This window comes from Streptomyces sp. SM11 (assembly GCF_002910905.1).
In the GTDB taxonomy this organism is placed as follows: Bacteria; Actinomycetota; Actinomycetes; order Streptomycetales; family Streptomycetaceae; genus Streptomyces.
The window spans coordinates 14,153-38,850 of record NZ_NEUE01000305.1 but is presented as its reverse complement, the minus strand read 5'-3'; the positions used below and the strand labels follow the sequence as shown (position 1 = coordinate 38,850).

Genomic DNA, 24,698 nt, shown 5'->3' with positions numbered 1-24,698 from the left:
CGGCTGCCGACGAGGGGAGCCGTCATGCGGGTGATGATCACGGTCTTCCCGGCGCGGGCCCACTTCCTGCCGCTGGTGCCCTACGCCTGGGCCCTGCAGAGCGCGGGCCACGACGTGTGTGTCGTGGCTCCCCCGGGCTACCCCACCGGTGTGGCCGACCCCGACTTCCACGAAGCCGTCACCGCCGCCGGTCTGAAGTCCGTGACCTGCGGGCAGCCGCAGCCGCTGGCGGTCCACGACCGTGACGACCCCGGCTTCGCGGCGATGCTGCCGACCGCGCTGGAGTCCGAGAGATATGTGCGCGCCCTCGGGATCAGCGAGGAGGAGCGCCCCACCTGGGACGTCTTCTACCACTTCGCCCTGCTGGCGATCCGGGACTACCACCCGCCGCAGCCGCGTCAGGACGTGGACCAGGTGATCGAGTTCGCCCGGGTGTGGCAGCCCGATCTGGTCCTGTGGGATGCCTGGTTCCCTTCCGGCGCGGTCGCGGCACGGGTCACCGGCGCGGCACACGCGCGGGTACTCGTCGCCCCCGACTACACCGGCTGGGCCACCGAACGGTTCGCCGCGGCGGAACCCGCGGCAGGGGTCACCAATCCGCTGGCCGAGACGCTGCGGCCGCTGGCCGAGCGGCACGGGGTGGAGGTCGACGACGAGACGCTGCTCGGACAGTGGACGGTCAATCCGTTCCCGGCGCCCATGAACCCGCCGACCGGGCTCACGAACGTACCGGTGCGCTATGTCCCCTACACCGGCGCGAGCGTCATGCCCGCGTGGCTGTACGCGCCGCCGTCACGGCCGCGGGTGGCACTGTCGCTCGGGGTGTCGGCAAGGGCGTTCCTCAAAGGCGACTGGGGGCGCACCGCCAAGTTGCTGGAGGCCGTCGCGGGGCTGGACATCGAAGTGATCGCGACGCTGAACGACAACCAGCTGGCGGAGAGCGGACCGCTGCCGGACAACGTCCACACCCTCGACTACGTACCGCTCGACCAGCTGCTGCCGACCTGCTCGGCGATCATCCACCACGGGTCGACCGGTACCTTCGCCGCGGCGAGCGCCGCCGGGGTGCCGCAGCTGGTCTGCGACACCGACGAGCCGTTGCTGCTGTTCGCCGAGGACACCCCGGCCGGCATCGAGTGGGACTTCACCTGCCAGAAGCAGCTCACCGCGACGCTCACCTCCCGCGTCGTCACCGAGTACGGCGCGGGAGTCCGGATCGATCACCAGAGGCAGTCCGCCGAGCAGATCCGTGAGGAGCTGCGCCGCGTGCTCGCCGAACCCGCCTTCCGCGAGGGCGCGGAGAGGATCCGCGACGACCGTGACTCAGCACCCAGCCCGGTCGAACTGGTGCCGCTACTGGTAGAACTGACGAAACGTCATCGGCGCTACGAGGAGGCGGCACGATGAGGATCCTGGTGACGGGCGGGGCAGGTTTCATCGGATCGCAGTTCGTACGGGCCACGCTGCGCGGCGAACTGCCGGGCACGGAGGGTGCCCATGTCACGGTCCTGGACAAGCTGACCTACTCCGGGAACCCGGCCAACCTCGCCCCGGTCGCCGCTCATCCGCGCTACCGCTTCGTCCAGGGCGACACCGTCGATCCCCTCGTGGCCGACGAGGCCGTGGCCGGCCAGGACGTCATCGTCCACTTCGCCGCCGAGTCCCACGTGGACCGCTCCATCGACACCGCCACCCGGTTCGTCACGACCAATGTGCTCGGCACCCAGACGCTGCTGGAGGCGGCGTTGCGGCACGGCGTCGGACGGTTCGTCCATGTGTCGACCGACGAGGTCTACGGTTCGATCGCCTCCGGGGCGTGGTCCGAGGACACCCCGCTGGCCCCCAACGTGCCCTACGCGGCGTCGAAAGCCGGCTCGGATCTGATGGCACTGGCCTGGCACCGAACCCGGGGCCTGGACGTGGTGGTCACCCGGTGCACCAACAACTACGGGCCCTACCAGTACCCCGAGAAGGTGATCCCGCTCTTCGTCACCAACATCCTCGACGGTATGCGGGTGCCCCTGTACGGCGACGGCGCCCACCGCCGGGACTGGCTGCACGTGTCCGACCACTGCCGGGCGATCCAGATGGTCATGAACTCCGGGCGGGCCGGAGAGGTCTACCACATCGGAGGCGGCACCGAGCTCTCCAACGAGGAGCTCACCGACCTCCTGCTCACCGCGTGCGGTGCCGACTGGTCCTCCGTGGACCGGGTGGCCGACCGGCAGGGGCACGACCGCCGGTACTCGCTCGACATCACCAAGATCCACCGGGAACTGGGCTACCAGCCGCTGATCGCCTTCGAGGACGGTCTGGCAGCGACGGTGAAGTGGTACCACGAGAACCGCTCGTGGTGGCAGCCGTTGAAGGCGGCTGCGGGCCTCCTGGACGCCGTCGGCTGACGGCACGCACGACCTCAGCGCACCTCCCCCAAGGAATGGAGCAACCCTCGTGGCAGCTGTCGAGGAGCCGACGCCCCGCGCCGGACGGCGAGAGTGGATGGCTCTCGCCGTCCTCTCCCTGCCCACCATGCTGTTGATGCTGGACATCAACGTCCTGATGCTGGCCCTGCCGCAGCTGAGCGAGGACCTCGGCGCGAGCAGCACGCAGCAGCTGTGGATCACCGACATCTACGGATTCGCGATCGCCGGGTTCCTGGTGACGATGGGCACCCTCGGCGACCGGATCGGCCGCCGCAGACTGCTGCTCGGCGGCGCGGCCGTGTTCGCGGCCGTCTCCGCCGTCGCGGCCTTCTCCGACAGTGCGGCGATGCTCGTCGTCAGCCGCGCCGTCCTCGGTGTCGCCGGGGCCACGGTGATGCCCTCGACACTCGCGCTGATCAGCAACATGTTCACCGACCCCAAGGAGCGGGGCACCGCCATCGCCGTGTGGGCGAGCGCGATGATGGCCGGGGTCGCCCTCGGGCCCGCGGTGGGCGGACTGGTCCTCGCGGCGTTCTGGTGGGGCTCGGTGTTCCTCATCGCTGTTCCGGTGATGCTGCTCGTGGTGGTCACCGGGCCGGTGCTGCTGACCGAGTCCCGCGACCCCGACGCGGGTCGGCTGGATCTGCTGAGCGCTGTGCTGTCCCTGGCGACCGTGCTGCCGGTGATCTACGGGCTGAAGGAGCTCGCCAGGAACGGGTGGGAGCCGCTGGCCGTCGGCGCGGTGGTGCTCGGCACGGTCTTCGGTGTGGTGTTCGTCCTGCGGCAGCGACGGCTGGCCGATCCCATGCTGGACCTCGGCCTGTTCGCCAACCGCACCCTGCGGGCGGGGCTGACGGTCAGTCTGGTCAACGCCGTCATCATGGGCGGAACCGGACTGATGGTCGCGCTCTACCTCCAGACGGTCGCCGGACACTCGCCGCTGGCCGCCGGTCTCTGGCTCCTGATCCCCGCCTGCGCCCTCGTCGTGGGTGTACTGCTGTCGAACCTTCTGGCCCAGCGGATGCCTCCGTCGAGAGTCCTGCTGGGCGGCCTGCTGATCGCGGCCGTCGGCCAGCTCCTGATCACCCAGGTGGAGGGCGACGACACCGCGCTCCTGATCACGGCCACCACCCTGATCTACTTCGGCGCCTCCCCGGTGGGTCCGATCACCACCGGGGCGATCCTGGGGGCCGCGCCCGCGGAGAAGGCGGGCGCCGCCTCGTCGCTGTCGTCCACCGGTGGCGAGTTCGGTGTCGCGCTCGGCATCGCGGGGCTGGGCAGCCTGAGTACCGCCGTGTACAGCGCGCGAGTCGATGTGCCGGCCGGCTCCGCGGCCGGGGAGGCGGACGCCGCGCGGGAGAGCATCACGGGCGCACTGCACACGGCCGGACAGCTGGGCCCGGACAGTGCCGGAGCCCTGCTGGAGTCGGCACGTGCGGCCTTCACCACCGGTGTGCAGTCCGTCGCCGCCGTCTGCGCCGTGTTCTCCGTCGCCCTGGCCGTGCTCATCGGCACCCGGCTCCGGGACATCTCCGCCATGGACCACGGGCCCGGCGAGGAGCAGGTCGAGAGCGACGTACAACCGGCCTCATGACCGCATTCCCGAAGATGCACGGACCGGCGCCCAGGTATGAGGATCACCTCCTGGGGTGCACGTGCACGGCATCGGAGGCGTAGTGGAGTACTGGAACAGCACGGCGGAGACCATGCCTCGCAAGGAGCTGGCGGAGTGGAAGTGGCGCAGGCTTCAGGACGCCATGGAACACGCCAGGCGGCATTCCCCCTTCTGGCGGGAACGCCTGCCCGAGGGCATCACCTCCATGGAGGACTACGCCGCGCGGGTACCCCTGTTGCGCAAGGCGGACCTGCTCGCCGCTCAGGCGACGGCTCCCCCGTACGGCACCTGGCCCTCGCTCGATCCGGCACTCGGGATACGTCACCACCAGACCAGCGGGACCAGTGGCAACCCCCCCATCCGCACGTTCGACACCGAACGCGACTGGGCATGGTGCGTGGACACCTTCTGCACGGCGCTCCACAGCATGGGCGTCCGTCCGCACCACAAGGGTCTGGTCGCGTTCGGCTACGGCCTGTTCGCCGGGTTCTGGGGCATGCACTACGGCCTGGAACGCATGGGTGCCACGGTCGTTCCGGCGGGCGGTCTCGACTCCCGCTCCCGCGTGCGACTGCTGGTCGACTACCGGATAGAGGTGCTCGGCCTCACGCCGAGCTACGCCATGCGGCTGATCGAGACGGCACGCGAGATGGGCGTCGACCTCGCCCGCGAGGCGAACGTCCAGATCATCCTCGCCGGGGCCGAGCCGCGCTCCGCCTTCACCACCCGCACCATCGAGGAGGCCTTCGGCGCGCGGGTCTTCAACGCGGCGGGCACCACCGAGTTCGGCGGGGTGTTCATGTTCGAGTGCACCGACCGCCGTGGGGCCTGCCACATCATCGAGCCCTCGTGCATCGAGGAGGTGCTCGACCCGGTGACCGAACAGCCGGTGGGCTACGGCCAGGAGGGCGTCCGGGTCACCACCGGGCTGAACCGTGAGGGGATGCAGCTCTTCCGGCACTGGACCGAGGACGTCGTGGTCAAGCGACCCCACAGCGAGTGCGGCTGCGGCCGGACGTGGGACTTCTACGACGGCGGCATACTGCGGCGCGTGGACGACATGCGCAAGATACGCGGCGTCTCGATCACCCCGGTGATGATCGAGGACGTGCTGCGCGGATTCGCCGAGGTGAACGAGTTCCACTCGTCCATCAGAACCGTTCGCGGACTCGACACGATCCACGTCAAGGTCGAGGCGGGGGATCTCACCGGCGAGGCCGCCGAGAGCCTGTGCGGCCGCATCACCGAGGAGTTCAAGCGTGAGATAGGCATACGGCCCCAGGTTGAGCTGACCCCCGCGGGCAGCCTCCCCCGATCGAAGTGGAAGGCGGCACGGCTTCATGACGAGCGCGAACTCACCTCTCACGCCTGAGCAGGCGGAACAGCTTCTGGAGAGCTACCGGACCCTGGGCCGGCTGGAGCAGAGCTGCACGGTTCCGGCCGTCCTCGCCGCAGTGAGGGCGGCCCGCGCCGAACTCCGTATCGCCCTGGACGGCCAGGCCGTGGAGTTCGAGTACTACCGGGGGCTCGACAGCAGCCTCACGGCCTGACCCACCCCGGCTCGCCGGGCCAGAAGGAGGGGAGACCGGTGTCCCACGGTACAGAGCGAGAGGCGAGCCCGGCCGCGGAGAGTTCCGGCACCCGGCCGCTGACCGGCGCGGAGTATCTGGAGAGTCTGCGGGACGCGCGGGAGGTGTACCTCGACGGAGGCCGCGTCAAGGACGTCACCGCGCATCCCGCGTTCCACAACCCGGCCCGGATGACAGCCCGGTTGTACGACAGCCTGCACGACCCCGCCCAGCGTGAGGTGCTGACGGCACCGACCGACTCCGGCAACGGGTTCACCCACCGCTTCTTCACCGCGCCGCGCAGCGTCGACGACCTGGTCAGGGACCAGGCCGCAATCGCCTCCTGGGCGCGCAAGAGCTACGGCTGGATGGGACGCAGCCCCGACTACAAGGCCTCGTTCCTCGGCACCCTGGGGGTCAACGCCGACTTCTACGAGCCGTTCGCGGACAACGCGCGGCGCTGGTACCGGGAGTCGCAGGAGAAGGTGCTGTACTGGAACCACGCCTTCCTGCACCCTCCGGTGGACCGGTCGCTGCCCGCCGACGAGGTGGGCGACGTCTTCATCCACGTCGAGCGGGAGACCGACGCCGGTCTGGTGGTGAGCGGGGCCAAGGTCGTCGCGACCGGTTCGGCCCTCACCCACGCCGCGTTCATCTCGCACTGGGGACTGCCCATCAAGGACCGCAAGTTCGCCCTGGTCGCCACCGTCCCGATGGACGCGGCCGGCCTCAAGGTGATCTGCCGTCCGTCCTACTCCGCCACCGCCGCGATGACGGGCAGCCCGTTCGACAATCCGCTCTCCTCACGGCTGGACGAGAACGACGCCATCCTCGTACTGGACGAGGTGCTGATTCCGTGGGAGAACGTGTTCGTCTACGGCAACCTGGGCAAGGTGCACCTTCTCGCCGGGCAATCGGGAATGATCGAGCGTGCCACCTTCCACGGGTGCACCCGGCTCGCCGTCAAACTGGAGTTCATCGCCGGGCTGCTGGCCAAGGCGCTCGACGTCACCGGGGCGAAGGACTTCCGCGGCGTACAGACCCGGCTCGGCGAAGTCCTGGCCTGGCGCAACCTCTTCTGGTCCCTGTCGGACGCGGCCGCGCGCAATCCCGTTCCGTGGAAGAACGGTACGCTCCTGCCCAACCCCCAGGCCGGCATGGCCTACCGCTGGTTCATGCAGCTCGGATACCCGCGGATCCTGGAGATCGTCCAGCAGGACGTCGCCAGCGGGCTGATGTACGTCAACTCCTCCACCGAGGACTTCCGCAACCCGGAGACCGGTCCCTACCTGCAGAAGTACCTGCGCGGCAGCGACGGCGTCGGCGCCGTCGAGCGGGTCAAGGTGATGAAGCTTCTGTGGGACGCGGTGGGCTCCGAGTTCGGCGGCCGGCACGAGCTGTACGAGCGCAACTACTCCGGCAACCACGAGAACACCCGTATAGAGCTGCTGCTCTCGCAGACCGCGAGCGGCAAGCTGGACTCCTACAAGGAGTTCGCCGAGGCCTGCATGGACGAGTACGACCTGGACGGATGGACGGCGCCCGACCTCGAATCGTTCCACGGGCTGCGCTCCGCCTCCCGCGACCTGCTCAACGGCGGGTGACCCCGACGACGGATCGCGGCCCCCGGACGTCGTGTCCGGGGGCCGCGATCCGTCGTCGGGAGAAGGCTCAGCCGCGCAGGAACTCGATGAGCTCCGGGGCGAGCTTCTTCGGCGCCATGGCCACAGCGCCGTGGTTGAGCCCGTTCAGTGTGTGGTGACTCGCGTGGGGAAGCACCCCGGTGAGCTCCTTCGCGGCGCGCTGGAAGCCGTCGGGGCTCTTCGAACCGGTCAGCACCAGGGTCGGGGCGGACGCCGACGACCACTGCTCGGGAGAGAGCGGCCTGCCCTGCTGGGTGTCGCCCATCACCGCGATGTCGTAGGGGAGTGTGTGGGCCATGCCCTTGAGCCCGGACCAGATGCCGGGCATCAGCCGCATGGAGCCGACCATGAACGAGGGCATGCCCTGCGCCTTGACCATGAACGCCTTGACCGCCTCGCTGCGCCGGTCCTGCGCGATCAGGGTGTCGATCTGCTCGGCGAAACCGGTCGGCGGGCCGAAACCGTCGCTGGTGACGGAGAACGGCGGCTCGTAGAGCGCGAGCTTGTCCACCTTCAGGCCGGCGGCGGCGGCGCGCAGGGCGAGCACCGCCCCGGACGAGCTGCCGAACACGGACGCCGAACCGCCAGCGTGGTCGATCAGCGCCGCGATGTCCTCGATCTCCCGCTCCACCGCGTACGCGGTGGAGTCGGCGCTGGCGCCGCGGCCCCGGCGGTCGTAGTTGATCACCGTGAAGTGCTCGGCGAGGAGACCTGCGAGCTTCTTGGTGTCGGAGCGGTCGGCCAGGGCGGAGGCGACCAGGATCACCGCCGGCCCGCCGCCCGACTTCTCGAAGGCGATTCTGGTGCCGTCGGCCGATACCGTCGTCGATTCCACCTTGGCTGCTTTCTCGCGGGTTGAAGACATACTTTCCCTCAGATTCACGTTGTGGGCCGTGCTGCCGACATGGAGACCGACGTTCGGTGGAAAAGTAATCGGTCCTGCCGGGATCGGGACCGGATCGGGCACGCCGGCCGCTGCTCGACGGCGTGCCCCGACCTCCCGGACATTGTCACGGCTTCCGGCCCGGCCCGCATCTTCAGGAATGCGCAAGTGTCTCCGGTCGCGAACCGGCTGCGCGGGGTCGGTCAGCCGTTCTCGCGGGGGCTGTTCTGGTACGCGGCCAGACGCCACTGCCCGTCCTGCTCGACGGCCAGCCAGGAAGCCCGTACGGCGCCGTCGCCGCTCGGCTCGGATTCACCGGGGGCCAGGATGCCTCCTTCGGTGATCAGCAGGGCGACCCCGTCGCCGAGCAGACGCGCGTCGATGGGGCTGCCGATGACGCGCGTGCCCTTGTAGGGGCCCGCGAACGCGGCCCCCATGTGCGTGCGGATGGTCTCACGGCCCTTGCGGTAGAGGCCCGGAAGAATCATCGTGCCGTCCTCGGCGAACACCTCCGCGAAGGCGTCGGCGTCGTGGGCGGCCCACGCGGCCACGATGCGTGCGGGAAGGGCGGCGACCGCGGCCAGGGCCGCGGTCGGAGCGGAGGAGGTCGAGTTGCTGCTGGTCATATCTCGGTTCCCGTCCGTTGGATGGCGGATGCGGCACGGCCGACAGCCCTGCCTGGGCCCGACGCTGGCAGCACGCCCCAGGCCGGGGCATCTCCTGCGTTGCGCCCTCCGCCAGTCACTTCACGGCCATAACAAGTCGCGCATTCTGGAAGAAGCTGCGGCCCCGGCCCCGGTGCGACGATCTGCGGTGTCAAGGACTTCGCACACGTTTACGCACGGAGGCTCGATGCCCGCTGTCAATCGTTCGGTGCGGCCGGAGGCATCGCACCGACGCTCCGTGGTGGCGACCGTGGTGGGAAACTTCGTGGAGTCGTTCGACTGGCTGGCCTACGGGCTCTTCGCGCCGCTGTTCGCGGCCCAGTTCTTCCCGTCGTCCAATCCGCTCACCTCTCTGCTCGGCGCGTTCGCGGTCTTCGGCACCGGCATGCTGTTCCGGCCGATCGGCGGTGTTCTGCTCGGCCGCCTCGCCGACCGGCGCGGCCGCCGGCCCGCCCTGATGCTGGCGATCGGCCTGATGACCGGCGGCTCGACGCTGATCGCGATCGTCCCGACCTACGAGCACATCGGGATCCTCGCGCCGCTGGTGCTGCTGCTGGCCCGGCTCGCCCAGGGCATCTCGTCGGGCGGGGAGTGGACGGCGGCCGCCACCTACCTGATGGAGATCGCGCCGAAGAACCGCCGGTGCCTCTACAGCAGCCTGTTCTCCGTGACGACCATGGCCGGCCCCTTCGTCGCCTCCCTGCTCGGCGCGGGACTCGGAACGTGGCTGGGCACCGCGACGATGGAGGCCTGGGGCTGGAGGGTGCCCTTCCTCCTCGGCGGTGTCTTCGGCGTGATCCTGCTGGTGCTGCGCCGTCGTCTCACCGAGACCGAGGTCTTCCGACGCGAGGTGCGCCCCCGCGCCCGGCGCGGCTCGCTGCGCCAACTGATCGGTGCCCATCGGCGGCAGGTGCTCCTGGCCGTGATGTTCGTGGCTGGCCTGGGCGTGATAGGCGGAACGTGGTCGACCGCGGTCCCGGCGATGGGCCACCGGCTGATCGGCTCGCAGACGATGTTCTGGGTGGTGGTCTGCGTGACCGGTTCGGTGATCGCGCTCCAGGTCCCCCTGGGGCTGCTCGCCGACCGGGTGGATCCGGGGAGGTTCCTCATCGTGTCCAGCGTCGTCTTCGCCGCCGTGGGATCGTACGCCTACCTCACCGTCCAGGACTCGTTCGTCAGCCTGGCGTTCACCTACAGCACCGGAGTGATCTTCCTCGGCTGCGTCACGATGGTGCTGCCCAAGATGCTCTCCAGAATCTTTCCGCCCCAGATACGCGGCCTGGGCATCGGCCTGCCGCACGCCTCGACCACCGCACTCCTCGGCGGGGCGGGCCCGCTGCTGGCCGCCTACTCCGACGAGCGGGGCGCATCCGGCTGGTTCATCGCCGCCGTGATGGCCGCGGTCCTTCTCGCCTGGCCGGCCACGGTGTGGGAGCGCCGCCTGTACCGCCGCGACCCGTCGGCCCCGGGCAGCGGCCCGGTGTCCGAACCCGCCGTCGCCCGCACCGCCGGATGACCGGCCGCGCGGCTCCGTCACTCCGTCCGGCACCGAGCGCCGGCGACGTTCCCGATGAGAGGTTGACACCATGACGACGTCCGACACCATCGAGCAGCCCCAGGACGGTGCGGCGCCGCCGCTCTCGTTCCACCAGGAGTTCCTGTGCATGTTCGACAGCGGTAACGACGGTGCCGACGTCGGCCCGTTCGGTCCGATGTACCACATCGTCGGGGCCTGGCGGCTCACCGGTGAGGTCGACGAGGAGACCCTGCGCGAGGCACTGCGCGATGTCGTCGTGCGCCACGAGGCCCTGCGGACCTCGCTGGTCCGCGAGGGCGCCACGCACCGGCCGGTGGTCCTGCCCGCGGGGCCCGCGCGACTGGAGGTCCGCGACCTCGGTGGAATCGACCAGTCCGAGCGGGTCCGGCGCAGTGAGGAACTGCTCAACGAGGTCGAGTCCACCGGGCTGAGCGTGCGGGAGATGCCGCTGCTCCGTGCCGTGCTGGGACGCTTCGACCAGAAGGACTCGGTGCTGGCGCTCATCGCCCACCACACGGCGGTGGACGCCTGGGCCATGCACGTCGTCGCGCGCGATCTGCTCAACCTCTACGCCGCCCGGCGTGGTCACCCGGTCCCCGAGCTGCCCGAGCCGACGCAGCACGCGGAGTTCGCACGCTGGGAGCGCTCGGCGGCCGAGGCGCCGCGGGCCGCGGTGTCGAAGAACTTCTGGCGTACCCGCCTGGAAGGGGCGCGGATCACCGGGATCCAGACGGACATGCCGCGCTCGGCGGGCCTGCCCAAGGGCACCGCGTGGCTGCGGTTCGCTGTGCGCGGGGAGCTGGCCGATGCCGTCCTGGAGTTCTCGCGGGCGGCCAAGTGCTCGCCGTTCATGACGATGTTCGCCGCCTACCAGGTGCTGCTCCACCGCAGGACGGGCGAGCTGGACATCACGGTTCCCACCTTCTCCGGAGGCCGGAACAACTCGCGGTTCGAGGACACCGTGGGCTCCTTCATCAACTTCCTGCCGCTGCGCACCGACCTCGCGGGCTGTGAGTCCTTCCGCGAGGTGGTGTTGCGCACGCGCACCACCTGCGGTCAGGCGTTCACCCACGAGCTGCCGTTCTCGCAGCTGATACCGCAGGTTCCCGAGCTGATGGCGACGGCGGCGTCCGACGACCACCAGATCTCGGTCTTCCAGGCCGTGCACGCGCCGGCCTCCGACGGAAGCGAGCAGGCCGGGGACCTGACGTACTCGAAGATCTGGGAGCGGCAGCTGTCGCAGCCGGAGGGCTCGGACATTCCCGACGGAGTGCTGTGGTCGGTCCACATCGACTCCTCGGGGTCCATGGCCGGAAGCCTCGGGTACAACACCAACCGGTTCAAGGACGAGACGATGGCGGCCTTCCTGGCCGACTATCTCGATCTGCTGGAGCAGTCCGTGGCGCAGCCGGACGCCCCCCTCAATCCCTGACGCCGGTCCGGCCGGCGGGGCAGAGCCCGCCCGAAGAAAGGAAATCCAGTGGCCACCATTCCCGACGCAGCGGCCGGATCCTCCCTGGAGGAGCAGGTCACCAGGATCTGGGCCGGCGTTCTCGGCGCCACCGGTGAGGACGGTGCGACGTTCATCGAGCTGGGCGGCCAGTCCGTCTCCGCCGTGCGCATCGCCACACGCATCCAGGAGGAGCTGGACATCTGGGTCGATGTCGGCGTCCTCTTCGACGACCCGGATCTGCCGACCTTCATCGCGGCGGTCGTCCGAACGGCCGAAGCGGCGGGCGCGGACGGTTCCCGGGCGGGGTGAGGCCGTGCCGGGCGCCGCCTCCCCGCAGCGCCCGGCACCACGCGGCTGAGGCGGTTCACCCCCATCGGGTGAACCGCCTCAGCCGTGCGCCGAATGCCGCGGGGCGGGTCAGTGCAGCTTGATGTCCGTGTGCCGGGCGATCGCCCCGATGAACTCGCCGCGGGACAGCGCGGCGGCCACCAGCTCGATGTCGTCGGCCATGTAGCGGTCGACGCCCAGCGTCGGAACCAGGGCGCGTATCGCCTCGTACGTGGCCTTCGAGCCCGGGCTCAGGCCGTCGAACCGGTGGGAGACGTCGACCGCCTGGGCGGCGGCCAGGAACTCCACCGCGAGAATCGTGTTGTTGTTCGACAGGACCCGGCGGGCGTTGCGGGCCGCGATGAGGCCCATGCTCACCACGTCCTGGTTGTCGCCGTTGGACGGGACGCTCTGGGTGCTGGCCGGGCCGATCGTACGGTTCTCGGCGACCAGGGCGGTGGCCGGGTACTGGGCGCCGGCGAACCCGCTGTGCAGGCCCGGGTCCCCGGCGACGAGGAACTCCGGCAGGCCGTAGCTGAGGTGGCGGTTGAGGGCCCGGTTGAGTTGCCGCTCGGCCAGTACGCCGAGCTGAGTGAGCGCGATGGTCACGAAGTCCATGGCGAACGCGATCGGCTGGCCGTGGAAGTTCGCGCCGTGGAAGATCTCCTTCCCTTCGAAGAAGAGCGGGTTGTCGTTGGCCGAGTTGAGCTCGATGTGCAGCTTGTGGCGTGCGTGGTAGAGGGTGTCGCGGACCGCGCCGACCACCTGCGGGATGGCCCGCAGGGAGTAGGCCTTCTGCAGGTAGATCTCCGAGCGCTGGACGTCCTTGCCGGCTTCCTTGTCCTTCTGCAGCTCGCGACGCAGGTCGGCGTGCTCGACCGTCAGCCGGCTGCCGCGCATCAGGGCCCGCATGTTGGCCGCCGTGTCGATCTGCCCCTCGTGCGGCCGCGCGATGTCGTGCCCCTCGGGGAGGAAGGGGCTGGTGGAACCGCGTACGGCCTCGATGAGCAACGCGGTGACGATCTCGGCCTGCTGGGCCTGTTCCAGCGCGCGCCCGACGACCAGGGAGCCCAGGCCGGTCATCCCGGAGGTGCCGTTGATCAGTGCCAGGCCCTCCTTGAAGCGTAGTTCGAGCGGCTCGATGCCCCGTTCGGCCAGTACCCGGGCGGTCGGCACCGGCCTTCCCTCGCGCAGGACGTAGCCCTCACCGATCAGGGTGCTCGCGACGTGGGAGAGCGGCGCCAGGTCACCGCTCGCGCCCAGCGACCCGATCTCGGGTATGGCGGGGGTGATGCCCTCGTTCAGATACTGCGCGAGACGCTCCAGGACCACAGGGCGTACCGCGGAGTGCCCCTTGGCCAGGGTGTTCAGTCGGGCGGCGACGATGGCCCGCGCCTCGTCCTCCGCGAAGAGCGGACCGACGCCGGCGCTGTGGCTGCGTACCAGGTTGGTCTGGAGCTCGACTTCCTTCGACTTGTCGACCTGCATGTAGATCATCTCGCCGTAACCGGTGGTCACGCCGTAGATGGGGATGTTCTGTTCGGCGATCCCCTCGAAGATCTCCCGGCTCTTGCGAGCCTTCGCGACGGCTTCGGCCGGTACACCGACCGTCGCGCCCTCTTCCGCGACGCGGCGTACAGCGTCGATGGTCAGCGTCTCGCCGTCGAAGGAAACCGGGACGTTCTCGGTCTCGACTTGGGTCAATGCCATCACTCCATTGGTAGCGGCCGGGGCCGGGGGTACGACAGGGGCGGAAGAGCGAGGTCGGGGGCGGCGCGGGAAGGGCGGCTCAACGGGCGAGCCGGGAACGGTCCACCTTTCCCGCGGCGTTGCGGGGCAGGCGCGAGGTCAGGCGGGTGAACACTGCGGGCAGCGCGAGGGGCCCGAACTGGCGGCGCAGATGGGCCCGCCAGGCCTGGACGTCCTCGCGCGCGTCCCTCTCGGGGTCGCCTCGCGGCACCACGTACACGCCGAGGCGGGTCACCAGGCCCTGTCCGTTGGCGTGGGGAAGGACCGCGCACTCCAGGACCGAGGGGTCCCGGGCCAGCGCTGCCTCGATCTCGGTGAGCTCCACCCGGTTCCCGAACAGCTTGATCTGGAAGTCGCTGCGGCCCCGGAACTCCAGGGCGCCGTCGAAGCGCAGCCGCGCCAGGTCTCCGGTCCGGTACCACCGGTCGCCGTCGGGGACGAACCCGGCGACGGGCCTGAACAACGCATCGTGGTGCGGGCCGCCGGCGACGGTGAGGTAGCCGGGCGTCACATACGGGGATCGCACCACCAGTTCGCCGGTGACGCCGGCGGGACACACTCGGTCGTGCTCGTCCACCACGACGACCTGGCGGCCGGGCAGGGGGTGCCCGATCGGGACCGGCCCCGCGGTCGGCCCGGTGATCTCGTGCCAGGTCGCGGCGATGGTCTCGGTGGGGCCGTAGAGGTTGATCAGCCGGGTGCGCGGCAGTGCCGTGCGGAGCCCCTCCACCAGTTCGCCGGGCAGCGCCTCGCCCATCAGGAGCAGATGGCTCAACGCGTGGGGCCGGTCGTCCGCACCGGAGTCGTTGATCACCCCCAGGAGGTCACGGGCGAAGCTCGGCACGGTCTGGAGATGGGTGATGCCCTCCTTGACGAGCCACGGCACCAGCTTGTCCGGATTGACCCGGACACGCTCCGGCACCGGACACAGCGTCCCCCCGGCCACGAGGGTCGCGAAGACCTCGGCCAGCGCCGGATCGTGTTCCGGGGAGACCCACTGCGCCACCCGCGCGCCCGGTCCCATCGCGAAACGGCTGCCCATCCAGCCCGCGAACTGCGCCAGTGCGGCATGCGACTGCGCGATCCCCTTGGGACGTCCGGTGGACCCGGAGGTGAACGCCAGATAGGCGAGGCCGGAGGGGTCCGGGGGCGCACCGGTCGTCGCCGCGGTGCCGCCGGACGCGTCGGCCCCGGTACCGACCGCCCGGGAGGCGTCCAGCAGACGGGCGCCCGGTTCGTCGGCGTACCACCCGGCCAGCGGGTCCTCCTGCGGGCCGCCGTCGAGCACCATGCAGGCGGGGCGCAGATCGCGCAGCATCGACTTGTGCCTCTCGCCCCCCACGCCCGGGGCGAACCACGCCAGGTGGGCGCCGGCCTCCAGGACTCCCAGCAGCACGGCGATCCGGCGGGGGCCCGGTTCCATCCGCACCGCCACCGGCGAGCCGGGGCTGACCCCGGCCGCGGTGAGTGCCTCGGCGATCCGGGCAGCGTGCGCGGTCAACTCCCCGTACCCCGTGCCCGCGCCGCCGAACGAGACGGCGGCGCCGTCCTGTCCGGCATGGCGGCGTACCGAGACGTGGACCGCATCCGTCCCGGCCGCCTCGGCCGTCCGGCCGTCCGAGGCGCGGAGCGCGAGTTCCCGGTGCCGTACCTCCTCCAGCGGCAGTTCGCCGATCGCCGTGCCGGGGTCGGCGGTCGCGGCGGCCAGGAGGGTGGCCAGCTGCTCCAGCAACCGCCGGGCCGAGGCGGCTTCGAACAGGGCTGTGCGGTACTCCAGGAAGCCGGTGGTGCGGGGCTCGGTGCCCTGGAGGACCAGGGTCAGATCGGCGGCGGCCGTGCCGTTGTGCACGGGCAGCGACCGCACCCGCGCTCCCGGCAGCCGCAGCGCGGCGTGTGCCGGGTCCCGGTGGACGAACACCGCGTCGGCCTGTTCGATCCGGTGGGGCCGCGACCCGGGGTCCGACGTGGCGTGCAGCAATTCCCGGAAGGTGACGGACAGGGAGCCGTCGTCCAGCCCGGCGTAGTGGCGGACCAGGGCCCGGAAACCGGCCAGCAGCACAGCCGCGGGCGTGACCCCCTCCGCTTCGGCGAGCCGTGCGGTACGCCGACCCGGCTCCGGGCCCCAGTCGAAGGCGACGGTGCTCCCCGCGTGCGGGGGCAGGTGCGGGCGGCTCCGGTCGGCCGGCAGGACCAGATGCCCGGGCGCGGTCGTCGCGGCGGGCTTCGAGGGCTCCTCGCCCCGGTGCGCGGGGGACGCCCCCCGGCGCGTCGAGCCGGGAGGCCTCTGGCCGGTCACGACCGCGCGGTACGCATCGGACAGGGTGATCGGCAGCGCTCCGGACGGCCGCTCCCAGGCCTCGGCGTCGGGGGCCACCAACAGCAACAGGTGCTCGCCCCGGCTTCTGCGGGCGATGTGGAGCCTGGCAGCCGTGTCGCCTCCGGTGAAAGGCAGGGCCGCCCACCGGGCGCACAGCTCCCCGTCCCCGAACTGCCTGTCGGCGGCCCTCCCGACCGCCGCCGGCTCCAGGGGAGCACCGTCTCCGGCGGTGGCCCGCCAGGCCTTCCGCAGGGCGTCCAGGTCGAGACCGCCGGTCACTCGGTAGGCCTCGTACCGGTGCAACGCCGCAGATCCGGGGGCCGGTCGAAGGCCCCGGTCCGGATCGGTCACAGTCACGTCATTCGCCACAACGCCAATCTTGGGGCGGCGGCGTACGGGGCGCGTCTCCTGGTGTGCGGAGCTCCCCCGGAGCCCCGCCGGAAGGTCGGGTAAACCTCCGCGGACCAACTCAGCAATCTGGAAGTTGACTTCCCCCGGGGGAAGTTGGGGACCATGAGGGCCCCGCCGGGCGCGTCGGCACGGCCGTGCAGAGCGGCCCCACCCGGCACTCCCGGCCATCGCGGAAGCTGTGACGTGCCCCGAAGGAGTCCCCCTTGCAAGCCTGGTTCAAGCGCCCCAGTGGTGTGCCCGGTGACAGACGCGGAAAATGGCTGGTCCTGGCAGCCTGGCTCATCCTCGCGATGGCGCTCGGCCCATTGGCAGGGAAACTCGCCGATGTCCAGGACACCAGTGCCAACGCGTTCCTGCCGCGGAGTTCCGAATCGGCGGAGCTGAACAAGGAGCTGGAGAAGTTCCGCGCCGACGAGCTGATGCCGGCCGTGGTGATCTACAGCGCCGACGGTTCGCTGTCCGCGCAAGGGCGCGCCAAGGCGGAGAAGGACGTCGCCGCCTTCCAGGAGCTGGCCGCTGAGGGAGAGACCGTCGAAGCGCCCCTGGAGTCGGAGGACGGCCAGGCGCTCATGGTCGTCGTGCCGCTGATCAGTGACGCGGACATCGTCGCCACGACGAAGAAGGTCCGCGACGTCGCGGACGCCAACGCCCCTCCGGGCGTCACCGTCGAGGTCGGCGGGCCCGCGGGTTCGACGACCGACGCCGCGGGAGCCTTCGAGTCGCTCGACTCCATGCTGATGATGGTCACCGGCCTGGTGGTCGCGCTCCTGCTGCTGATCACCTACCGCTCCCCCATCCTGTGGCTCCTGCCGATCCTGGCCGTCGGCTTCGCCTCTGTGCTGACCCAGGTCGGCACCTACATGCTCGCCAAGTACGCCGGCCTCCCGGTCGACCCGCAGAGCTCCGGCGTCCTGATGGTTCTCGTCTTCGGCGTCGGCACGGACTACGCCCTGCTGCTCATCGCCCGCTACCGCGAGGAACTGCGCCGTGAGAAGGACCGGCACGTCGCCATGAAGACCGCTCTGCGGCGCTCGGGCCCCGCGATCCTGGCTTCCGCCGGCACCATCGCCATCGGTCTCGTCTGCCTGGTCCTCGCGGACGTCAACTCCTCGCGCTCCATGGGTCTGGTCGGCGCGATCGGCGTGGTCTGCGCCTTCCTCGCCATGGTCACGATCCTGCCCGCGCTGCTCGTCATCATGGGCCGCTGGGTGTTCTGGCCCTTCGTGCCCCGCTGGACGCCCGAGGACGCCGCCGCCCCCGAGGCGCCCGCGTCCCACAGCCGCTGGGAGCGCATCGGTTCCGCGACGGCCGCCCGGCCCCGCCGCGCCTGGGTGCTGACCCTCGCCGCGACCGGTCTCCTCGCCCTCAGCTCCCTCGGCCTGGACATGGGCCTCACCCAGAGCGAACTGCTCCAGACCAAGCCTGAGTCCGTCGTCGCCCAGGAGCGCATCTCCGCGCACTACCCGTCGGGCTCCTCCGACCCCGCGACCGTCGTGGCGCCCACCGCGGACGTGGCCGAGGTGCGGCGGGCCGCCGAGGAGACCGAGGGCGTGGTGTCCGTCCAGGACGGCCCCGCCACCCCCGACGGAGAGCTGACGCTCCTGTCCGTGGTGCTGGAGGACGTCCCCGACAGTGCCGGGGCCAAGGACACCGTGGACGCCCTGCGTGACAACACGGACGCCCTCGTGGGCGGGACGACCGCCCAGAGCCTGGACACCCAGCGCGCCTCCGTCCGCGATCTGTGGGTCACCGTCCCCGCGGTCCTGCTCGTCGTCCTGCTCGTCCTGATCTGGCTGCTGCGTTCGGTCGTCGGACCGCTGATCATGCTCGGCACCGTGGTCGTGTCGTTCTTCGCGGCGCTGGGCGCGTCCAACCTGCTCTTCGAGAACGTGATGGGGCACGCCGGCGTCGACTGGTCGGTGCCGCTCCTCGGGTTCGTGTACCTGGTCGCTCTCGGCATCGACTACAACATCTTCCTCATGCACCGCGTGCAGGAGGAAGTGGCCCTGCACGGACACGCCAAGGGCGTACTCACCGGTCTGACCACCACCGGCGGCGTCATCACCAGCGCCGGTGTGGTCCTCGCCGCGACGTTCGCCGTCATCGCCTCGCTGCCCCTGGTACCGATGGCGCAGATGGGCGTCGTGGTCGGCCTCGGCATCCTGCTGGACACCTTCCTCGTACGGACGATCCTCCTCCCGGCCCTGGCACTCGACCTGGGGACCCGGTTCTGGTGGCCGGGCGCGCTGTCGAAGGCGCCCGGGGTCCGGGCTCCCGCCCGAGAGGGCCGCGCGTCGGAGCCGGTGGGCTGAGGTCCGCGGGGCGGACGGCCGGTCACCCCGGGCCGTCCGCCCCCCGACTGCGCAATCGAGAAGATGGGATGCCAGCGGCTTGGCGCGACGATGGTGACCCACCGGCCGCAGGCCGACTCCCGGAAGGAACAGCCGTGTTGGGCGATGAGGACGGCAAGGCCGCTGAACTGTGGTCGATGGCGAACCTGGGCACACCGATGGCCGTGCGCGTCGCCGCGACGCTACGCATCGCCGACCACATCGAGTCCGGGAGGCACACGGCCCGGGAGCTTGCCGAGGCGGTCGACGCCCATGAGGACGCGCTCGACCGGCTGCTGCGCTACCTCACGGTCCGCGGCCTGCTGGAGCGTGACGCGTCCGGCCGCTACACCCTGTCCCCGCTGGGCCGTCCGCTGCGCGAGGACCACCCGGCAGGTGTCCGGGCCTGGTTCGACATGGAGGGGGCCGGCAGAGGCGAACTGTCCTTCGTCGATCTGCTGCACAGCGTACGGACGGGGAAGGCCGCCTTCCCTCTCCGCTACGGCCGTTCCTTCTGGGAGGACCTGGCGGCCGACCCGGAACGCGCCGAGTCCTTCAACCGGCTCCTCGGCGAGGACGTCGCCACCCGGGCGCCGGCCATCGTCGCCGGCTTCGACTGGGCGTCGGCCGGCCGTGTGGTCGACGTCGGGGGCGGCGACGGGTCCCTGCTGACCGCGCTGCTGACCGCGTACCCCTCGCTGCGCGGGACGGTCCTTGACCTGCCCGACGCGGTGCAGCGCGCGAAGGAGTCGTTCGCGGCAGCCGGTCTCGACGGCCGCGCGAACGCGGTCACCGGAAGCTTCTTCGAACCGCTTCCGTCCGGCGCCGGCGCCTATGTGCTCTCCCTGGTCCTGCACGACTGGGACGACGCGTCGTGCGTCGCGATCCTGCGGCGCTGCGCCCGGGCGGCGGGAACGACGGGCTCGGTGTTCGTGATCGAGTCGATCGGCGCGGCGGGCGACACCCCGCACACCGGCATGGACCTGCGGATGCTGTGCGTCTACGGAGCCAAGGAGCGGGGCGTCGACGCGTTCTCCGCGCTCGCCGCCGAGGCCGGGCTCCGGATCGTCGCCGTACACCCCGCGGGCCCTTCCGCGATCATCCACATGTCCGCGGTCTGAGGCCCTCCTCCCTCCCGTACGCGACGCGGAGCACGGCAGACAAGGAGACAGCGAATGACCGGCCCGGTCATGTCACCGGTCGAGGCGCTCGACGCGCTGGGCACGGCGGGTGGGCGTCAGGACCCCTACCCGCTCTACGAGTCGATCCGCGCGCACGGGCAGGTGGTGCCCACCAAACCCGGCCGCTTCGCCGTGGTCGGCCACGACGCGTGTGACCGCGCGCTGCGGGAGCCGTCACTGCGCGTCCAGGACGGCAGGAGCTACGACGTCGTCTTCCCGTCCTGGCGCTCGCACTCCTCGGTCCGGGGGTTCACGAGCTCCATGCTCTACAGCAACCCGCCCGATCACGCGCGGCTGCGCCACGTGGTGAGCTTCGCGTTCACCCCGCCCAAGGTCCGCCGGATGCACGGAGTGATCGAGGAGATGACCGACCGGCTGCTCGACCGGATGGCCGGTCTCGGTTCGGCGGGCTCCCCGGTGGACCTCATCACCGAGTTCGCCGCCCGGTTGCCCGTCGCGGTGATCAGCGAGCTGCTCGGCTTCCCGGAGAAGGATCAGGTGTGGTTCCGTGACATGGCCTCCCGGGTCGCCGTGGCCACGGACGGCTTCACCGATCCGGCCGCGCTCGCGGGGGCGGACGCGGCGATGGACGAGATGAGCGGCTACTTCGCCGCCCTGCTGGACCGTCGCCGTCGCACCCCCGCCGACGACCTCGTCACGCTGCTCGCCCATGTCCACGACAGCACCCCGGAGCGATTGGGCCACGACGAGTTGATGGGCACCATGATGGTGCTGCTCACAGCGGGGTTCGAGACCACGAGTTTCCTGATCGGCCACGGGGTGATGATCGCTCTGGAGCACTCGGCGTACGCCGCCCGGCTGCGCACCGAGCCCGAGTTCGCCGACGGCTTCGTCGAGGAGATCCTGCGGTTCGAGCCCCCGGTCCACGTCACCAGCCGCTGGGCGGCGAAGGACTTCGACCTGCTGGGCACGCCCGTACCGGCGGGCTCCAAGCTGATCCTGATCCTGGCCGCCGCGAACCGGGATCCCGGCCGCTACTCCGATCCCGGCCGCTTCGCCCCCGGCCGCTTCGCCCCCGCCCGGGACGGCTCGGAGGTCAGCAGGCCGTTGAGCTTCGGCGCGGGCGGCCACTTCTGTCTGGGGGCCCCGCTGGCCCGCCTGGAGGCGCGGATCGCACTGCCTCGGCTGCTGCGCCGGTTCCCTGGGCTGACCGTGTCCGAGCCACCCGTCTACCGCGATCGCTGGGTCGTCCGCGGTCTTGAGACCTTTCCCGTCACCGTCGGGCCCTGAAGCCCTCGTACGCCGCCGGCCCGGGACCGCGGTCCCGGGCCGGCGGCGTGGCAGCTCAGACGTACAGGGTGTTGGGACTCTGGCCGCACAGGACCCGGCCGTACAGCTCCAGGTTGGTGCTCGGATTCATCAGCGCGTGCAGTGTGATGCTCTGCGCGTCGCGCTGCACGCGCTGGATCGGGACGTTGCCGTAGATCGAGGAGCCGCCGCTCGCCGACGCGAGGATGTCCACCGACTCCCTGCCCAGTCGGCAGGCCCGGCCCAGCAGGCCGCGGCACAGCACGCGCTCCTCCAGCGTCCACGCCTCGCCCGTGGCCCCCTTGGAGTCGACCAGGTCGGCCAGCCGGTGGGCGTGGAACCGTGCCTCGTCGGCCAGCAGGGTCGCCTCGCCGAGTTGCAGGTGGGTGATGGGCGCCGCGCTCTGGTCCTCGTAGTCGGTGTAGGTGATCTTCCGGCCCTCCAACCGGCCGCGGAAGGCGTCCTGGGCGGCCGCGGCCAGGCCGGTCATGGTGCCGACCGAGGAGGCGGAGGCGACAGCCAGCATCGGCGCCCGGAACATCGGGGAGCCGGCGTTGAGTTCGGAGGCGTACTGCTGCTGGAGCACCGCGCCCAGCGGAAGGACCCGCTCCTGGGGGACGAAGACGTCCGAGGCGATGGTGGTGACGCTCCCGGAGCCGCGCAGGCCCGAGGTGTACCAGTCGTCGACGATCTGCAGCTGGTCCGTCGGCACCAGGGCCATCACGGGCTGCATGCCGCCGTCGGGTGTGGGCGAGACCGCGATCAGCACCTGCCAGTGGCTGTGCCAGGCGCCACTGATGAAACCCCATTTGCCGTTCACCACGACGCCGCCGTCGGCCGGAGCCGCCATGCCGCCGGGGCTGAGGGTGCCGGACACCCTGACGTCGGGCCGGGAGAACACCTCGTCCTGGACGTGGTCCGGGAAAAGACCCGCCATCCAGGTGGGAATCCACCACACCGACGCCGTCCACGCGGCCGATCCGTCTCCGCGGGCCAGTTCGGCCGCCACGTCCACCAGGGTGCGGGCGTCGGACTCGTAGCCGCCGTAGCGGGCCGGTACGCGCAGGCGGAAGATGCCGGCCTCGGCCATCGCCTCGACCGACTCCTCGTGCAGTCGCCGGTTCTCCTCGCTCCATGCCACGTGCGACTGGAGCAGCGGCCTCAGCTTCGAGGCTCGTTCGACCAGTTCGGTGCGGGCGGGCGTAGACGTGAGGTCCACTCGATCCTCCAGGAATCATGAGACGCCCTGTCCGCGGCATGCGGAAGCAAGCGTCTGCGCGCATCGGTCAGGACGGCGTCGCCCTGCCCACGCATCGTTCACCGAGTCGCGGGAGTACCGCATCTCCTCCATTGCCGGTCGTCCCGCGCTCTCGTGCGCCCTCGTGCTCCCCCGTGCGAGAGCGCATGCCACGAGAAGCCCGGACCGGGACGGCCGGTCGAGAATGTGCTTTCTCGGCCGGAGTCACGGCCGGCGCCGACGTGGGTCGTCGGGCATGCCGGAACCGGGGCCCGGCCCTGTCAGGGAGGCAGCCCATGAGCGACAGCGACCGCCCGTCCCGGGTGCCGGCCGGAGCGGCACCCACCCCCACCACCCCCACCACGCCGGCCGGCACGGTCCTCGGCGCGGCGGCGGCTTCGTCCGTCGAGTACAGCGCGGCCACCGCCCAGGGCGCGGCGACCGCGCTGGTCGGCCTGTTGATGGAACAGATGGTGCTCGGTCCCGACTGCATCGCGTCGAAGGACCGCCTCGAAGCTCCGGGGACGGGGACGTGGGGCCCCGACAGCGGGCCGGTACGCCCGGGGGGCGTACCGGACGAGCCGTGTCCGGCGAGGGAACCCGGCGAGCGTCACGAGAAGGAGCGACGGGGATGAGGCCGCTCGTGCGGGCTGTGCTGCGGGGTTCCCTCCGGCAGGTGCGGTACGTGGACGTGGTCGCCCCGCGGCGTGCCCGAGGTCTGGTGGCGCGGGTCTACCGGGAGTCGCAGGACGAGTTCGGGGTGCTCGCGCCGCCCTTGGCCCTCCACTCGCCCGCCGCCGCGTCGCTGGCCGCGACGTGGCTGATGCTGCGGGAGACCCTGCTGGTCGACGGGCGGGTGAGCCGCGCGGTGAAGGAGACGGTCGCCACTGAGGTGTCGCGTGCCAACGACTGCCCGTACTGCGTCCATGTGCACCAGGCGGTCCTCGGGACGCTGCCGCCGGACGGGATCGGCTCCGGGCTCATCGAGTGGGCCCGGACAGCCGGACGGCGCGACCAGGGCGATGCGGCAGGCGGCGGGCACCCCTTCCTGCCCACGGACGAAGAGGTGCCCGAACTCGGCGGCACCGTCGTGACGTTCCACTACATCAACCGCATGGTGTCGCTCTTCCTCGCCGAATCTCCCATGCCCGCACGCACTCCGACACCTCTGCGCGGACCCATCATGCGCACTACCGCCCTGGCCATGCGCCCCGTCGCCCCGGGGCCGCTGACTCCGGGCGAGTCGCTTGCCCTGCTACCGCCGGCCCCGCTGCCACCGGGGTTGGAGTGGGCCCGGAACAGTCCCTTCGTGGCCGACGCCCTGGGGCGGGCCTTCGCCGCCGTCGAGCAGGGGGCGCACTGGGTGCCCGAGCCGGTCGTGGAGCGGCTGCGCTCTCGCTTCGACGGGTGGGACGGAACAGCCCCCGGGCTCGGCAGGGGGTGGCTGCAGGGGGCCGTGGCGGGGCTGCCGACCGAGGACGTGCCCACCGCCCGGCTGGCCTTGCTGACCGCCTTCGCGCCTTACCAGGTCCTCCCCGAGGACGTCGAGGCGTTCAGGAGCCGATTCCCCACGGACCGTGAACTCATCGAGCTGACGTCCTGGGCCGCCCTGAGGACCGCTGTTCGTATCGGAGGCCGGATCACCGTGCCACGGGGCGGCGGCCCTGTGTGATCGGTCGGGTGCCACGGGCGGAGCGTGGGGTCGCGAGCGCCGGTAGAAGTGCCTTTGCCCTGCGTGGGAGCGGTGGGGCGGGTTGGTGGACGAGAAAGACGTTCCCGAGCGACCACCGGCCCTTGATGAGGCATCAGCCACAGCACGTCGACCAGGTCCGAGTAGCGGATACGGCGGGCCCGCAGTAGCCACCGCAAGCTGAACGGACATCAGCCACGCCTTGCCGCCTTCGTCATCAGCCACCGATCGCAGCGGAGTTGGAACCGGGGCGAGGTAAGTCCCCCGAGGACCGCAGCGCTTGCGCGAGGACCGCAGGGCGGTCCCAACGGACCGTCAGCCGAGGTCCCTTGGATGCACAGAGAGGGCGCAACCCCCGCACGCCTCTGACCTGCGAAAACGATCACGGGATAGGCATCCT

General features: G+C 71.0%; 19 protein-coding genes. 14 read left to right on the top strand and 5 right to left on the bottom strand.

What is annotated here, in order from left to right:
• Positions 1 to 24 precede the first annotated feature (24 nt).
• From B9S58_RS35680 to B9S58_RS35655, 6 genes are all read left to right on the top strand, one after another.
• Positions 25 to 1,407 carry a nucleotide disphospho-sugar-binding domain-containing protein gene (locus B9S58_RS35680; RefSeq protein ID WP_103536005.1) on the top strand — a complete coding sequence of 461 codons (1,383 nt, stop codon included), beginning with the start codon at positions 25 to 27 and terminating at the stop codon, positions 1,405 to 1,407.
• Positions 1,404 to 2,402, top strand: a complete 999-nt coding sequence (rfbB, locus tag B9S58_RS35675; protein WP_103536004.1) for a dTDP-glucose 4,6-dehydratase — start codon at positions 1,404 to 1,406, stop codon at positions 2,400 to 2,402. The genes B9S58_RS35680 and rfbB overlap by 4 nt, the downstream gene beginning before the upstream one ends.
• A 49-nt stretch (positions 2,403 to 2,451) precedes the next feature.
• Positions 2,452 to 4,017: an MFS transporter gene (locus B9S58_RS35670; protein ID WP_103536003.1), complete on the top strand. Its 1,566-nt coding sequence runs from the start codon at positions 2,452 to 2,454 to the stop codon at positions 4,015 to 4,017.
• A gap of 61 nt (positions 4,018 to 4,078) precedes the next feature.
• Complete coding sequence (locus tag B9S58_RS35665) at positions 4,079 to 5,410, top strand: phenylacetate--CoA ligase family protein (RefSeq protein WP_258045230.1); 1,332 nt, start codon at positions 4,079 to 4,081, stop codon at positions 5,408 to 5,410.
• Positions 5,379 to 5,588, top strand: a complete 210-nt coding sequence (locus tag B9S58_RS35660; RefSeq protein ID WP_103536002.1) for a DUF6052 family protein — start codon at positions 5,379 to 5,381, stop codon at positions 5,586 to 5,588. Before B9S58_RS35665 ends, B9S58_RS35660 begins: the two co-directional genes overlap by 32 nt.
• Before the next feature lie 38 nt (positions 5,589 to 5,626).
• The gene (locus tag B9S58_RS35655) at positions 5,627 to 7,210 is read left to right on the top strand and encodes a 4-hydroxyphenylacetate 3-hydroxylase family protein (RefSeq protein ID WP_181009565.1); all 1,584 of its coding nucleotides are present in this window, start codon (positions 5,627 to 5,629) and stop codon (positions 7,208 to 7,210) included.
• Positions 7,211 to 7,277: 67 nt separating this feature from the next.
• Here B9S58_RS35655 and B9S58_RS35650 read toward each other — a convergent pair whose 3' ends face one another.
• Entirely contained in the window at positions 7,278 to 8,114 is an 837-nt protein-coding gene (locus B9S58_RS35650) for an alpha/beta fold hydrolase (protein WP_103536001.1), read from the bottom strand.
• 221 nt (positions 8,115 to 8,335) lie between these two features.
• On the bottom strand, positions 8,336 to 8,758 hold the full coding sequence (locus B9S58_RS35645) for an SgcJ/EcaC family oxidoreductase (RefSeq protein ID WP_103536000.1): 423 nt from the start codon (positions 8,756 to 8,758) through the stop codon (positions 8,336 to 8,338).
• Between the two features lie 226 nt (positions 8,759 to 8,984).
• On the opposite strand from B9S58_RS35645, the gene B9S58_RS35640 reads away from it, so the two are divergent.
• The 3 genes from B9S58_RS35640 (at position 8,985) to B9S58_RS35630 (ending at position 12,096) form a co-directional block, all read left to right on the top strand.
• Complete coding sequence (locus B9S58_RS35640) at positions 8,985 to 10,313, top strand: MFS transporter (protein ID WP_258045228.1); 1,329 nt, start codon at positions 8,985 to 8,987, stop codon at positions 10,311 to 10,313.
• Positions 10,314 to 10,383: 70 nt separating this feature from the next.
• Positions 10,384 to 11,766: a condensation domain-containing protein gene (locus B9S58_RS35635; protein ID WP_103535999.1), complete on the top strand. Its 1,383-nt coding sequence runs from the start codon at positions 10,384 to 10,386 to the stop codon at positions 11,764 to 11,766.
• Positions 11,767 to 11,814: 48 nt separating this feature from the next.
• Positions 11,815 to 12,096 carry a phosphopantetheine-binding protein gene (locus B9S58_RS35630; protein WP_103535998.1) on the top strand — a complete coding sequence of 94 codons (282 nt, stop codon included), beginning with the start codon at positions 11,815 to 11,817 and terminating at the stop codon, positions 12,094 to 12,096.
• 108 nt (positions 12,097 to 12,204) lie between these two features.
• Here the strand turns inward: B9S58_RS35630 and cmdF are convergent, their stop codons facing one another.
• Together cmdF and B9S58_RS35620 are read right to left on the bottom strand one after the other, a co-directional pair.
• Complete coding sequence (cmdF, locus tag B9S58_RS35625; RefSeq protein ID WP_219818944.1) at positions 12,205 to 13,824, bottom strand: tyrosine 2,3-aminomutase; 1,620 nt, start codon at positions 13,822 to 13,824, stop codon at positions 12,205 to 12,207.
• A 79-nt stretch (positions 13,825 to 13,903) separates the two neighbouring features.
• Positions 13,904 to 16,537 (bottom strand): AMP-binding protein, encoded by a 2,634-nt coding sequence (locus tag B9S58_RS35620; protein ID WP_146063604.1) that lies wholly within the window; start codon positions 16,535 to 16,537, stop codon positions 13,904 to 13,906.
• Between the two features lie 257 nt (positions 16,538 to 16,794).
• Between B9S58_RS35620 and B9S58_RS35615 the strand changes: the two genes are divergently transcribed.
• The 3 genes from B9S58_RS35615 to B9S58_RS35605 all read left to right on the top strand — a co-directional run bounded on the left by B9S58_RS35615 (position 16,795) and on the right by B9S58_RS35605 (position 21,353).
• Entirely contained in the window at positions 16,795 to 18,903 is a 2,109-nt protein-coding gene (locus B9S58_RS35615) for an MMPL family transporter (protein WP_103535995.1), read from the top strand.
• Between the two features lie 134 nt (positions 18,904 to 19,037).
• Positions 19,038 to 20,042 (top strand): methyltransferase, encoded by a 1,005-nt coding sequence (locus B9S58_RS35610; protein WP_308457943.1) that lies wholly within the window; start codon positions 19,038 to 19,040, stop codon positions 20,040 to 20,042.
• Positions 20,043 to 20,096: 54 nt separating this feature from the next.
• A complete protein-coding gene (locus B9S58_RS35605) occupies positions 20,097 to 21,353 on the top strand; it encodes a cytochrome P450 (protein WP_103535993.1) in 1,257 nt (418 codons plus the stop codon).
• A gap of 55 nt (positions 21,354 to 21,408) precedes the next feature.
• Here B9S58_RS35605 and B9S58_RS35600 read toward each other — a convergent pair whose 3' ends face one another.
• Positions 21,409 to 22,590 (bottom strand): acyl-CoA dehydrogenase family protein, encoded by a 1,182-nt coding sequence (locus B9S58_RS35600; protein WP_103535992.1) that lies wholly within the window; start codon positions 22,588 to 22,590, stop codon positions 21,409 to 21,411.
• 314 nt (positions 22,591 to 22,904) lie between these two features.
• Between B9S58_RS35600 and B9S58_RS35595 the strand changes: the two genes are divergently transcribed.
• Together B9S58_RS35595 and B9S58_RS35590 are read left to right on the top strand one after the other, a co-directional pair.
• The gene (locus B9S58_RS35595) at positions 22,905 to 23,243 is read left to right on the top strand and encodes a hypothetical protein (RefSeq protein WP_103535991.1); all 339 of its coding nucleotides are present in this window, start codon (positions 22,905 to 22,907) and stop codon (positions 23,241 to 23,243) included.
• Positions 23,240 to 24,280 carry a carboxymuconolactone decarboxylase family protein gene (locus tag B9S58_RS35590; protein WP_103535990.1) on the top strand — a complete coding sequence of 347 codons (1,041 nt, stop codon included), beginning with the start codon at positions 23,240 to 23,242 and terminating at the stop codon, positions 24,278 to 24,280. The genes B9S58_RS35595 and B9S58_RS35590 overlap by 4 nt, the downstream gene beginning before the upstream one ends.
• Positions 24,281 to 24,698 lie beyond the last annotated feature (418 nt).

Coding starts and splice junctions, on each gene's coding strand:
- B9S58_RS35680 (WP_103536005.1), top strand. CDS start 25: ATGCGGGTGATGATCACGGTCTTCCCGGCGCGGGCCCACTTCCTGCCG.
- rfbB (WP_103536004.1), top strand. CDS start 1,404: ATGAGGATCCTGGTGACGGGCGGGGCAGGTTTCATCGGATCGCAGTTC.
- B9S58_RS35660 (WP_103536002.1), top strand. CDS start 5,379: ATGACGAGCGCGAACTCACCTCTCACGCCTGAGCAGGCGGAACAGCTT.
- B9S58_RS35650 (WP_103536001.1), bottom strand. CDS start 8,114: ATGTCTTCAACCCGCGAGAAAGCAGCCAAGGTGGAATCGACGACGGTA.
- B9S58_RS35645 (WP_103536000.1), bottom strand. CDS start 8,758: ATGACCAGCAGCAACTCGACCTCCTCCGCTCCGACCGCGGCCCTGGCC.
- B9S58_RS35640 (WP_258045228.1), top strand. CDS start 8,985: ATGCCCGCTGTCAATCGTTCGGTGCGGCCGGAGGCATCGCACCGACGC.
- B9S58_RS35635 (WP_103535999.1), top strand. CDS start 10,384: ATGACGACGTCCGACACCATCGAGCAGCCCCAGGACGGTGCGGCGCCG.
- cmdF (WP_219818944.1), bottom strand. CDS start 13,824: ATGGCATTGACCCAAGTCGAGACCGAGAACGTCCCGGTTTCCTTCGAC.
- B9S58_RS35605 (WP_103535993.1), top strand. CDS start 20,097: ATGACCGGCCCGGTCATGTCACCGGTCGAGGCGCTCGACGCGCTGGGC.
- B9S58_RS35595 (WP_103535991.1), top strand. CDS start 22,905: ATGAGCGACAGCGACCGCCCGTCCCGGGTGCCGGCCGGAGCGGCACCC.
- B9S58_RS35590 (WP_103535990.1), top strand. CDS start 23,240: ATGAGGCCGCTCGTGCGGGCTGTGCTGCGGGGTTCCCTCCGGCAGGTG.